Raw genomic sequence first — 12,553 nt, 5'->3', positions numbered from 1 at the left:
CGGCCACTCCTTGTTAGCGCTGCAGTAATTTGCCAGACGGGTGATTTGAACCATGAACTTGTGAATGGCAGTTCATACAGCTTTGCCCAGCGTTAAACGCGTTAGGCTGACCACCAAAGACGGCATTCGATGTGTGACCTACCGATGCGTGACACTGCTGGCAAAGCATGGGAGGTTTTGTGGTTAACATGGCTTCATTGACACTGCCGTGAGGATTGTGGCAAGTCGCACAGTCATCAGTAACCGGGGCGTGCTCCCAAAGTTTGGGTCCACGTTTTTCTGCATGACACGAGTAACAATTTTCATTGACGCTCATCTGCTTTAGATTGGCGTCAGCTAAGCTTCCGTGAGGGTTATGGCAATCTGTACATACCATTTGTTGCCATTTTAATGGATGCGATGAGCGTTTATTCATGTCTGCTTTTTGCTGAGTATGGCAACTGGTACACACAGCCACTTCCGTGCTTCGCTGTGCAATTGGGTCTTGCCCGGTATGGACTAAGTGACAGTCGGCGCAGCTCACATCGGCATTGTCATGATGATTGCCTTGCCAAGCCATGAAGTTGTCATTGTTATGGCAACTCTGACAAACACTATTTTGCTTTTCAGCTGGGACGGGAGAATTTGAACCGAAGGTAATCATGGGCTCTTTACCACCACGATTATGTTTACCTTGGGGACCATGGCACGCTTCGCATTGAAGATCGGCCATTGGTGATCCTTGAACACTGCTGCCGTGGACACCGTCAAATAGCGCCATGACAGTTTCATTTTTCCGATGACACATCAAGCAGGAGTCAGCGCCTTTTGGGGAGTATTTCCCTTCAGCAAACTTTTTGTCGAGTATAGCTTCTACTTCTTGTGGATCTTGGTCGTCCCACGGAGCGGAGTAAACGCTTGTACTTAATGCCACTAAGGTTATTAACAGCAGACGCACCAAGGCGCTAGAGAACCATCCAGTGTTCTTGTTCATCATCTCATTCCCATTCGCCTTTAAAGCGATTATTTTTTGATAATTTAAAATTAGTAATTATGTAAATTACTAATGTTTAATTATAGGGTGAATTTATTACAATCCCATAACAAAAATGTGTGTTTAATTTACTGGATAGACTGATTTATATAGAACTAAATCAATAAGTGTGACACCGATCACATTTGTCGTTTGTTGAATCAATGAACTGGCATTTGTTAAATAATAACCATTCTTAATTAGTGTGGTGGTTCGGCAGGAAAATTTATCTCGGCGTAGGCATTTATTAGTTGAGATATTTGTCACATAATGGAGAACACAATTGAAAATTATTATCGTTTACAGTCCGAAATGTTGATCTAGGTAAAGTTATTACTCTTTTGTCTGCTTTAGAATCAGCATTAATTTCAAAGAGAGTCGAGGCCTGTAAATAGGTGGAATGCACAATGAAGTTAAGTGAATTGAATCCAGGCGATGTAGCCAGAATTTCTCAAGTGGGCCAGATAGATTTGCCCGCGGTAGTTAAACGCAAACTCCTTTCGATGGGGATCACCCCAAATACTCGATTCTCCTTGATCCGCAGAGCGCCGATGGGCTCGGGCGTAGAGTTAGATATCCGTGGCAGTAAATTATGTATGCGTCGCGATTTAGCAGATATTATTGAGGTTGAAAAAGCGAATGGCTAAACAATTTAACTGCGTAACTGTTGGTAACCCAAATGCGGGAAAATCCACACTGTTTAATGCATTAACGGGTTCTAACCAGCAAGTGGGTAATTGGTCGGGTGTGACGGTTGAGAAAAAAACTGGCCAGTTTGCACTGCAAGGCACCGATGTCTTCTTAACTGACTTACCCGGTATTTACGATCTGCTTCCAGCGGGTAATAGTTGTGATTGCTCGTTAGATGAGCAGATTGCACAGCAATACCTAGCTGAACAATCTATTGATGGCATTATCAACCTTGTTGATGCTACTAATATTGAACGCCATTTATACCTAACGGTACAGCTTCGTGAGCTAGGCATTCCGTTGGTCGTTGTGCTGAACAAGATTGATGCGGCGCTCGAACGTGGTATTAAGATTGACGTCGCTAAAATGAGCGAAGAGTTAGGTTGCCCTGTCGTCGCAGTGTGTTCTCGTGAAGAAAAAGATATTGAAAAGATAAAGCTGCAATTTGTTGCTTTACTCGACGGTAAGGTTTCTGAAGCGCCATTAGTGCTTAATTACGACGCAGAAATTGAAGCGGGCGTGACCAATTTATTGGCTCAAGATGACTCATTAAGTCGCGGTCGTGCTCTGGCTATGCTGGCTAATGGATTAGGCTGTGGTAAGTGTAAAAACAGTCAAATGGCGAGTGAAGTAGAGCAATACTCTCAGGCATTATCTAGCCAAGGGAAAGACATTGAGATCATGGTTGCGACAACGCGATTTGATTTCGTTGAGCGTGTATTTACCGGCTCAGTAGATAGCGATAATCGTGAAACATTCACCGATAAGTTAGATAAAATTGTACTGCACCCTGTAGCAGGTATTCCTGTTTTCTTATTTGTTATGTACTTAATGTTCATGTTCAGTATCAACGTGGGCAGCTCATTTATTGATTTCTTCGATATTACAGCAGGTGCGCTTTTTGTTGATCATTTAGGCGCATTCATGTCTAGCCTAGGTTCTCCGGCCTGGTTGGTCACCATTATCGCTGGTGGTGTGGGTCAAGGTATTCAAACTGTTGCGACCTTTATTCCGGTCATTGCAGCGTTATTTCTAGCGCTGTCAGTGCTTGAAGGTTCTGGCTATATGGCGCGTGCGGCATTTGTTGTTGATGGTTTAATGCGCCGTATTGGCCTTCCTGGACGTGCATTTGTGCCTATGATTGTTGGTTTTGGTTGTTCGGTACCTGCGATTATGGCAACCCGTACCCTAGGCAGTGAGCGTGAGCGTATCGTTACTGGTATGATGGCGCCATTTATGTCTTGTGGCGCAAGACTACCTGTTTACGCATTATTTGCAGCAGCCTTTTTCCCTGAATCGGGTCAGAATTTAGTTTTCTTGCTCTATATTATTGGTATCTTTGCTGCTATCGGTACTGGATTATTACTTCGCTCAACCTTACTTCCAGGTTCTAGCAGCGCAGTGGTTATGGAGCTACCTAGCTACGAGAAACCAAAGTTCAAGACCGTCATGGCGCGAACGGGTAAGCGTACCAAGAGCTTTATCATGGGCGCGGGTAAAACGATTGTGATTGTAGTGACTCTGCTTAACTTTGTTAATGCAATCGGTACTGATGGCTCATTTGGTCATGAAGATAGTTCAGAGTCAGTATTGAGTGTAGTGAGCCAAAAAGTAACCCCGTTATTTGCCCCTATGGGCGTTGAGCAAGATAACTGGCCAGCAACAGTAGGTATTATTACGGGGATTTTTGCAAAAGAAGCCGTAGTAGGTACTCTAAATAGCCTTTATTCAGATGCCGGTGCGGGTGATGAAGCTTTAGCGCCAATAAGCGACACGTTTAGTGAAGCGCTAGCAACAATCCCTGAGAATTTATTTGGTATTGCCCCTGATGATCCGTTATCGATTTCAGTGGGGGATGTGTCATCGGTAGAGGCTGCATCTGAAGAGCTTGAAGTGGATACGTCGACCTTTGGCGCACTGCAGGCTGGTTTCGCTGGGGTCACTGCTGCATTTGCTTACTTATTGTTTATCTTGTTATATACACCTTGCGTAGCAGCTATGGGCGCATTGGTGAACGAGTTTGGTAGCCGTTGGGCAAGATTTGCAGGGCTTTGGACATTTGCTTTAGCTTATGGTGTTGCTACCGTATTCTATCAAGGCGCAACGTTTGCACAACACCCATTGCAATCAAGCTTATGGATAGGATTTTTCGTAATAGCTTTAGTTGTCTTCTATCTCTGGCTAAAGAAAAAGGGTAAGAAAACACAGACCATTATCCCTGGCATTAAAGTGATTACTGAATAACGCGAATAGCGTATACTGTGATCAAATAATAAAAAGCAGCGATGATTCGCTGCTTTTTGCGCTATAAAAATAGCCATTAGAGAGGTTTTTAAACCTCAGTCGTTGATCCTTTACAAGATCTGTAGGATTATGCATTTTTAGTCTTTAATCATCGTTCGCAAAGAGGAATTCCATGAGTCATGTGGACACTGAAGTACGTCCTAGTAACTTCATACGTAACATCATAGATGAAGATCTCGCTACTGGTAAGCACACGAGTGTTCAAACTCGTTTTCCACCAGAGCCAAACGGCTTTCTTCATATCGGCCACGCTAAGTCTATCTGCCTAAACTTTGGTATTGCACAAGACTATAAAGGTCAATGTAACTTACGTTTTGATGATACCAACCCTGAAAAAGAAGATATCGATTACGTTAATTCTATTCAGGCTGATGTGCAGTGGCTCGGTTTTCAGTGGGATGGTGATATTCGTTATTCATCAAACTATTTTGACCAATTACATCAGTACGCGGTTGAATTAATCACTAAAGGCTTAGCTTATGTGTGCTTCTTAAATGGTGAAGAGACTCGCGAATATCGCGGTACGCTTAAAGAGCCTGGTAAGAACAGCCCATACCGCGATACCTCAGTTGAAGAGAACTTGGCGTTATTTGAAAAAATGCGTTTAGGTGAGTTCAAAGAAGGCGAGTGTTCGCTTCGAGCTAAGATTGATATGGCATCACCATTTATGTGTATGCGTGATCCAATCATCTACCGTATTCGTTTTGCTCATCATCATCAGACGGGCGATAAGTGGTGCATTTACCCAATGTACGACTTTACTCACTGTATTTCTGATGCGATTGAAAACATTACCCACTCATTGTGTACGTTAGAATTCCAAGATAACCGTAGACTGTATGATTGGGTGCTAGATCAATTAGATGACTTCCAAGCGCCAAACAGAACACGTCAGTACGAGTTTTCAAGATTGAATCTTGAATACACATTAATGTCAAAGCGTAAGCTTAATGACTTAGTGGTACGCAACCTAGTAACAGGTTGGGACGATGCGCGTATGCCTACGATTGCGGGTTACCGCCGCCGTGGCTATACCGCTGCGTCTATTCGTGAATTCTGTAAGCGTATTGGTGTTACTAAGCAAGACAACATGGTCGAAGTTGCAATGCTTGATGCGTGTATTCGTGAAGAGCTTAACGAGTTCGCTCCTCGTGCAATGGCAGTGATTAACCCGGTGAAAGTGGTTATCGAAAACTACCCAGAAGGTCAGGTTGAGATCATTAACGCAGCAAATCATCCTAGCAAGGAAGAGATGGGTAAGCGCGAGCTATCTTTTGGCCGTGAACTATTTATCGATGCAGATGATTTCCGCGAAGAAGCAAACAAGAAGTACAAGCGTTTAGTCCAAGGCAAAGAAGTACGTTTGCGTAATGCTTACGTGATCAAAGCTGAGCGCTGTGAGAAAGATGCTGATGGCAACATCACCACTATCTTCTGTACTTATGACGACGAAACGTTGGGTAAAAACCCAAGTGATGGTCGTAAAGTTAAAGGCGTTATTCACTGGGTTGAAGCAACGACTGCAAAACCAGCAGAGCTTCGCATGTATGAAAGATTGTTCAGCGACCCTAATCCAGCTGCTGCTGAGTCTGTTGACGAAGTGCTAAACCCGCACTCGTTAACAACTAAGCATGGTTTAGTAGAAGCTAGCCTTATCACTGCAGAAGCTGAAAAAGCTTATCAGTTTGAGCGTGAAGGTTACTTCTGCGCAGACAGTAAAGATTCTACAGAGGACGCGTTAGTGTTTAACTTAACCGTGCCACTAAGAGACTCTTTCGAGTAAGCCTTATCTAAGTACTTATTAACACTAAAAAAGCCGACATAATGTCGGCTTTTTTGTTGCTTGTGTTTTGGAGTTCGCTGGCTTACTTTGTGATATTGATTAGTATGAATACCCATCAATATAAAGAGTTGAAAGTAGTCAAAGTGAGCTTATTGATACATAGGGCCAAAACCAACACTCCAAAGAATGACGCTCGAAGCCATTAGCCCGACCAGCAAGACTAAGCCAGCAGTCACAACAGAGCTTGCGTAAATAAAGCCTTTTTCCTCTGGGATGTTCATAATAATCGGTACACCGGTATAAAGCAGATAAACCGAGTAAGCAAGGCCTGCAAGCCCGACAACCATGATAAACCACAGTGTAGGATAAAGCGCCGCTAAGCCCACCATAAACAGCGGTGTAGCAGTATAGGCTGCAAGCTCTAGTGCTTGGGTATAACTCGGTTTTGCATCGAAGGTTTTTGCCATCCAAAAAGCGAGGTAGGCGAGGGCAAACACTCCGACGATTAGGCCAAAATACATTCCAGTAGACATGATCATAGCACTTTGCGCAGTTAGGAACTGACGGTCACCAACGCCTAAGTCCCAACCAATTTGAGATGTGCCGATAAAAGAACAGATAGCTGGAATAAGCGCAACAATGACGATATGGCTTAAGCTACTGCGCAGTGCTTCGTGGTTTTTTTCAATAGTGTGCCACTCTTCCTTTGGATGAGTGTATAGCCCCATTAAGTGATTCAATATCATTATAATTATCCTCGTTTAGCATTTAACTTTTATATTAAATTGGCTCGCCAAACTGCAGACGAACTTGTTACAGCTCTAAGGTTATTTATTGAACAAAATCTGCTAAGAGTCAAGCCTGTCAAATTAATCATAGGTGTTAAGCTAGGACTCTGCTGAAAATTGCTGATAAAATAGTGTCCTATTGACAAGGTCGAGATGGGACCAGGATGAACTTAGCCATGCAGCAGCTATTAGCGCCAATTTACAATTTTTTAAAATGCGAAACGCCAGATAGTTGGGTTGAAGAGGCAAAGAAACCTGAGCAATTAACAGGACTATTAATCGATCATTGTAACTGTGAGCTAAAGGCTGCGCAGACGGCTCTGTTTTTAGTCCGTAAATATGCCGTAGATAAACAAAGTGGCCAAGTGCTGCTTGACTGGGTAAAACCCTATGAAGAATTTGTTTATGATAAGGGCAGAAATACAGAATCTTTTTTGGCCAAAGACAGTAAAAAAAATGAGTTTTCAGCAGAGCTTATCGCTCGTGATGATTTCGAACACGGCAGGGATTTAATCAATAAGATGGTACGCTTGATCAAAGAAGAGTTTCATCACTTTGAGCAGGTACTGGGCATCATGCATAGTCGAGGTATTGAATACCAGAACATTCGCGCGGGGCGTTATGCCAAAGGCATGATGAAAGAGGTTAGAACTCATGATCCTGCCAAGCTTGTCGATAAATTAATTATTGGTGCATTTATTGAGGCACGTTCTTGTGAGCGTTTTGCTAAGTTGGCACCGCATTTAGATGAAGAGCTAAAGAAGTTTTATAATTCCTTGCTGCGCTCTGAAGCGCGTCATTATCAAGATTACCTGACATTGGCGCAGGCTATTTCAGCTACCGATATCAGTGATAGAGTAGCCCATTTTGCCGCAGTAGAAGCGGAGCTTATTTTATCTGATGATGAAGATTTTAAGTTCCATAGCGGGGCGCCGCTGGCAACAGTGACAAGCAATTAAATTGCTTGTCTTTACTTAGGCTGTCATTAAAGGGGAATCCTAAAGAGGCAAGCAGTAAACTACTTGCCGAAAGGAAGTTCTATCAGTTCAACACAGTCTTTACTAACACTTAGCATGCTGCCTTGATCATACCAATCCCCAACAACAATACGGCGTTTACCATTGTTAAGTTGATGAATTGCGGGTCTATGAGTATGACCGTGGATCATCTGCTTGGTTTTCGTCTCATCGAGTAGCTCAAGCACAGCCTCAGGTTCAACATCCATAATGCTATAACTTTTTTGTTGATTACTGCTCTGACTTTTTGCTCGTAGTTTACTGGCAATATCAAGTCGTTTAGATTGCGGTAAATGCGCATAAAGCCACTTGGCCCAGCTCATATTTCGAAATTTTCTAAAACGCTGGTAAGGTTTATCTAAGGTGCAGAGGCTATCGCCATGCAAAATCACTGTAGCTACCCCATATAAATCTAAAGTATAGACTTCAGGTAACAGTGTCATACCGCTACGTGTAGCAAATGCATTGCCAATTAGGAAATCCCGATTGCCATGAATAAAGTAAATAGGCAGTTTTTTTGAGGCTTGTTTTATTGCATCAGCAAGTTGGTTAGCAAAAGGTTCAGCTATGTCGTCACCAACCCATACTTCGAAGAGATCACCAAGGATGTATAATGCATCAGTGTCGTGAAGTTGAGTATCGAGAAACGTAAGAAAAGCTTGGGTGATATCGGGGCGATCGGCACTTAGGTGCAAATCGCCCACAAATAGAGTTCGCATCGAGGCAATGTTACTCTTCGATGGTTACTTTTTCGATGATAACAGCTTCAAGAGGAACATCTTGATGCATACCACGGTTACCAGTGCTAACGGCTTTAATCTTGTTAACAACATCCATGCCTTCAACTACTTCACCAAATACACAATAACCCCAGCCTTGAGCTGACTCAGACTTAAAGTCTAGGAAAGTGTTGTCGCCAACGTTGATGAAAAACTGTGCAGTTGCTGAGTGTGGATCAGAAGTACGAGCCATTGCGATAGTACCGATTTTGTTCGATAAACCGTTATTTGCTTCGTTTGCGATTGTTTCGTTAGGGCGTTTTTGGCCCATATCTTCAGTAAAACCGCCACCTTGGACCATGAAACCGTCGATTACACGGTGAAAAACAGTGCCATCGTAGAAACCTTCTTTAGCATAGTTTAAGAAATTAGCGGCAGTATTCGGCGCTTTTTCAGTATTCAAAGCTATTTTGATTTCGCCATGGTTTGTATGAAGTGTGATCATATTTAAACTCTCGTCATTTAACACGCTGTAATAATGGTTGGATTCTAACGTAATTGCGTAAAACCATAAAGCATTGTGTGTTTGGCTAATTAAATTAAGCACCATTTATGCGATATTGGAATCGAAAGTGCACCACAGCATTGTTGTAACGCTTGTGAATCATCGGGATAAGATCGCAAACTTGCTTAGTTGCGGTATATCTGCTCAATTTTGCGGGCTTGGTGTACGAAAACAGCTTGGAACAGCGACTTTTGCAGTGGTAGACTGAACAACTAATTTCTAAATATAGCCGTTGAAGAGAATAATCAATGTTGAAGCTTTACAATAGTCTTACCCGCCAAAAAGAGCAGTTTGTGCCAATACAGCCAGGAAAGGTTGGCATGTATGTGTGTGGGGTGACCATCTATGATTTATGTCATATTGGCCATGGGCGTACATTTGTATCTTTCGACATGATTGTTAGATACCTAAGATACAGCGGATATGACGTTAATTTTCAACGTAATATTACCGACGTTGATGACAAAATTATTAAGCGCGCGAATGAAAATCATGAAAGTTGCGATTCGTTAACTGAGCGTCTAATTGCTGAAATGCATAAAGATTTTGATGCCTTGAACATGGCTCGTCCAGATAACGAACCTCGTGCCACACAGCATATACCTGAAATCATCGATATGGTCGAAAGACTCATAGAACGTGATCACGCCTATGTTGCTTCAAGTGGGGATGTGCTATTTAGCGTGTCATCATTCCCTGAATATGGTCGTTTATCTGGGCAGAACCTTGAGCAACTGCAAGCGGGTGCTCGTGTCGAGATTGAAGACACTAAGCGCGATCCAATGGATTTCGTATTGTGGAAAATGTCAAAACCAGGCGAGCCGACTTGGGATTCTCCATGGGGACCTGGTCGTCCAGGTTGGCATATCGAATGTTCAGCAATGAATAGCAAGCATTTAGGGATCCATTTCGACATCCATGGCGGCGGTAGCGATCTTCAGTTCCCACATCATGAAAATGAAATCGCTCAGTCTTGCTGTGCTCATGATACGCCATATGTAAACTATTGGATGCATACTGGTATGGTGATGGTAGATAAAGAGAAGATGTCAAAGTCTTTGAATAACTTCTTCACTATCCGTGATGTGCTGGGTCACTACGACGCTGCAACGGTTCGTTACTTCTTGTTATCTGGTCATTATCGCAGCCAGCTAAACTACTCAGAAGATAACCTTAAGCAAGCTAAATCAGCATTAGAGCGCATTTATACTGCACTTAAAGATTTAGACCTAACGGTTGAAGCCGCACCTGCTGAAGACTTCGTTAACAAGTTTAAGTCGGCGATGGATGATGATTTTAATACGCCTGAAGCTTATTCGGTATTGTTTGATATTGTGCGTGAGATCAATCGTTTAAAAGCAACTGACATGGCAAAAGCCTCAGCATTAGGTGTCGCACTTAAAGAGCTGGCGGATGTACTAGGCATTTTAGGTCAAGATGTTGATACCTTCTTTAAAGGAGAGGGGACTGATGACGAAGTGGCAGAAATTGAAGCCTTAATTGTTGAGCGTAACCGTGCTCGTGCAGAAAAAGACTGGCCTGCAGCCGATGTTGCACGTGACGGGCTTAATGCATTAGGTGTGATTTTAGAAGATGGTCCAGAAGGCACCACCTGGCGTAAGAAGTAATTCTTAACCACTGATTGCTCTGATGTAAGACATCAAAAAAGCCTGCTTAATGCAGGCTTTTCTTTTTGAGTAACTAGGTCTGGAACACTTATGCCACACCCCATGGATGGAAAGGTGTGGTATCTCTTTTTTGAGTAACTAGGTCTGGAATATTTATACCACCACACATGGATAGATGGAATATCATGGAAATAGCTTTTCCGTCTTGGCTGTTAGCTGCTTTTCCTAGGACCTTGTTTTAAACCTAGAACCTTCTGTTAATCGTGATACTGCTCGCAAGCATATAGCGTGTTTTCAAGTAGGCTTGCGATCGTCATCGGACCTACACCGCCAGGTACTGGCGTGATAAAACTTGCACGCTCGGCAGCTTCATCAAACTGTACGTCACCTACAAGCTGACCGCTTTCCAAACGGTTAATACCTACATCGATAACGATTGCGCCGGGCTTTATCCAATCGCCAGGAATAAACCCAGGTTTACCCACTGCTACAATGACTAAATCGGCTTGTCTTACTTTATCTTCAAGGTTACGGGTAAAACGATGGCATGTTGTGGTCGTGCAGCCTGCTAATAGCAGCTCCAGTGACATTGGGCGGCCAACGATGTTAGATGCGCCGACGACAACAGCATCTAAACCAAAGGTATCAATACCTGTCGATTGGATCAGTGTCATTATCCCCATGGGAGTGCATGAGCGAAGTACTGGGATCCGCTGAGCTAAACGGCCAACGTTATAGGGGTGGAAGCCATCTACATCTTTGTCTGGGCGAATACGCTCAATAACTTTCGATTCTTCGATATGCTCTGGAAGAGGTAGCTGAACTAAGATCCCATCTATGCTTGGATCGTCGTTACATTCATCAATGAGTGACAATAAGGCGTCTTCTGATGTGCTGCAGTCTAGATCGTAAGAACGAGATATAAAACCGACTTCTTCACAGGCTCTGCGCTTGCTGCCGACATAAACTTGCGATGCAGGATCTGCTCCAACAAGAATTACGGCTAAACCTGGGGCTCTTTGACCAGCCTCTTTACGGGCGGTGACTTTATCTTTGAGCTGTGTTCGAATGGTTTGCGCAATCGCTTTACCATCGATGTTTTGGGCTGTCATTGGGGTTGGTGTCCTTTATACGACGCGATAATGGAAAACGGCTGCATTTTAACAGGACAGACCAAGGGTGTCATTGATTTAGACTGTTAACAAACAATTCTAATATACGGATAATAACTTTCTGTATGGAACAAGGTTAGCTTAGTCATTTGGTTGCAGTATTAAGCTTTAGGCAATTGATTGCAGTATTAACTGTATTGAAGTTTGGTTTTAAATACCAGTTATGTCACTTTAGTTAGTCATTAGCAGCAAATCACTCTGCGTAGTCTTAATTTTGGCCACAATGGTCAAAGCTGCACCCGTTAGTGTGTTAAATAGCCATGTGAGTGTATTTTTTAAAAAAGTCATTGACGACTTTTAGGTGCGGGGGTACTATGCGCTCCGTTCTCAACGAGCAGCAAGTTGTTGTCCTTGAGAGCCAGAAACAGTAAAGGGTGTCCCAGCGTGAAAACGTACTTTACATTAGGTTTCAAATTTCGGTGATTAGCGCAGCCCGGTAGCGCATCTGGTTTGGGACCAGAGGGTCAGAGGTTCGAATCCTCTATCACCGACCACATTTAAACTAGCGTGACACGTTAGTTGCCCAGTTCAGGAAATGGAATTTATTTCATTACCGAGCGCCCGTAGCTCAGTTGGATAGAGCACCCGCCTTCTAAGCGGGTGGCCGCAGGTTCGAATCCTGCCGGGCGTACCATTTTTGTGGTGATTGTAGCTCAGTTGGTAGAGTCCCGGATTGTGATTCCGGTTGTCGTGGGTTCGAACCCCATCAGTCACCCCACTCATTCTGCAAAGAAGTTAAGAAAGCGACCTCAGGTCGCTTTTTTTACACCTGTAAATCACGCTTTGAGGCTCGACTCTGGCGCATTCCATAGCTATAATGTCGCGTCTTGATAATTATCAACTAAAAGATACCTGTGCCGATCTTCAGTAATTATG

At 43.3% G+C, this 12,553-nt stretch carries 10 protein-coding genes and 3 tRNA genes; 8 read left to right on the top strand and 5 right to left on the bottom strand.

Going from position 1 to position 12,553, the window contains the following annotated elements:
• Positions 1-13: 13 nt before the first annotated feature.
• On the bottom strand, positions 14-973 hold the full coding sequence (locus ACVBIO_RS09015) for a DmsE family decaheme c-type cytochrome (RefSeq protein ID WP_447161584.1): 960 nt from the start codon (positions 971-973) through the stop codon (positions 14-16).
• A 446-nt stretch (positions 974-1,419) separates the two neighbouring features.
• On the opposite strand from ACVBIO_RS09015, the gene ACVBIO_RS09010 reads away from it, so the two are divergent.
• The 3 genes from ACVBIO_RS09010 to glnS all read left to right on the top strand — a co-directional run bounded on the left by ACVBIO_RS09010 (position 1,420) and on the right by glnS (position 5,789).
• Positions 1,420-1,659 carry a FeoA family protein gene (locus ACVBIO_RS09010; protein ID WP_012155917.1) on the top strand — a complete coding sequence of 80 codons (240 nt, stop codon included), beginning with the start codon at positions 1,420-1,422 and terminating at the stop codon, positions 1,657-1,659.
• Entirely contained in the window at positions 1,652-3,946 is a 2,295-nt protein-coding gene (feoB, locus tag ACVBIO_RS09005; protein WP_447161585.1) for a Fe(2+) transporter permease subunit FeoB, read from the top strand. The genes ACVBIO_RS09010 and feoB overlap by 8 nt, the downstream gene beginning before the upstream one ends.
• Before the next feature lie 172 nt (positions 3,947-4,118).
• Entirely contained in the window at positions 4,119-5,789 is a 1,671-nt protein-coding gene (gene glnS / locus ACVBIO_RS09000; protein WP_447163528.1) for a glutamine--tRNA ligase, read from the top strand.
• Positions 5,790-5,938: 149 nt separating this feature from the next.
• Here the strand turns inward: glnS and ACVBIO_RS08995 are convergent, their stop codons facing one another.
• Entirely contained in the window at positions 5,939-6,535 is a 597-nt protein-coding gene (locus tag ACVBIO_RS08995; RefSeq protein WP_447172434.1) for a Yip1 family protein, read from the bottom strand.
• A gap of 218 nt (positions 6,536-6,753) precedes the next feature.
• Between ACVBIO_RS08995 and miaE the strand changes: the two genes are divergently transcribed.
• Positions 6,754-7,536, top strand: a complete 783-nt coding sequence (gene miaE, locus ACVBIO_RS08990; protein WP_447172452.1) for a tRNA isopentenyl-2-thiomethyl-A-37 hydroxylase MiaE — start codon at positions 6,754-6,756, stop codon at positions 7,534-7,536.
• 59 nt (positions 7,537-7,595) lie between these two features.
• Here the strand turns inward: miaE and ACVBIO_RS08985 are convergent, their stop codons facing one another.
• The gene (locus ACVBIO_RS08985) at positions 7,596-8,312 is read right to left on the bottom strand and encodes a UDP-2,3-diacylglucosamine diphosphatase (protein ID WP_447172433.1); all 717 of its coding nucleotides are present in this window, start codon (positions 8,310-8,312) and stop codon (positions 7,596-7,598) included.
• A 10-nt stretch (positions 8,313-8,322) separates the two neighbouring features.
• Positions 8,323-8,817, bottom strand: a complete 495-nt coding sequence (locus ACVBIO_RS08980) for a peptidylprolyl isomerase (protein ID WP_447161589.1) — start codon at positions 8,815-8,817, stop codon at positions 8,323-8,325.
• A gap of 308 nt (positions 8,818-9,125) precedes the next feature.
• On the opposite strand from ACVBIO_RS08980, the gene cysS reads away from it, so the two are divergent.
• Positions 9,126-10,505 carry a cysteine--tRNA ligase gene (gene cysS, locus ACVBIO_RS08975; RefSeq protein ID WP_447172432.1) on the top strand — a complete coding sequence of 460 codons (1,380 nt, stop codon included), beginning with the start codon at positions 9,126-9,128 and terminating at the stop codon, positions 10,503-10,505.
• A gap of 257 nt (positions 10,506-10,762) precedes the next feature.
• Here cysS and folD read toward each other — a convergent pair whose 3' ends face one another.
• Positions 10,763-11,617, bottom strand: a complete 855-nt coding sequence (gene folD / locus ACVBIO_RS08970; protein ID WP_447161591.1) for a bifunctional methylenetetrahydrofolate dehydrogenase/methenyltetrahydrofolate cyclohydrolase FolD — start codon at positions 11,615-11,617, stop codon at positions 10,763-10,765.
• Positions 11,618-12,094: 477 nt separating this feature from the next.
• Here folD and ACVBIO_RS08965 point away from each other — a divergent pair.
• From ACVBIO_RS08965 to ACVBIO_RS08955, 3 genes are all read left to right on the top strand, one after another.
• Positions 12,095-12,171, top strand: a tRNA-Pro gene (locus ACVBIO_RS08965).
• Between the two features lie 63 nt (positions 12,172-12,234).
• A tRNA-Arg gene (locus tag ACVBIO_RS08960) sits at positions 12,235-12,311 on the top strand.
• 8 nt (positions 12,312-12,319) lie between these two features.
• A tRNA-His gene (locus ACVBIO_RS08955) sits at positions 12,320-12,395 on the top strand.
• Positions 12,396-12,553: the final 158 nt, after the last annotated feature.

The organism is Shewanella sp. 0m-8 (assembly GCF_052977265.1).
The sequence above is the reverse complement of the archived record's forward strand: the minus strand, read 5'-3'. Positions and strand labels throughout refer to the sequence as shown.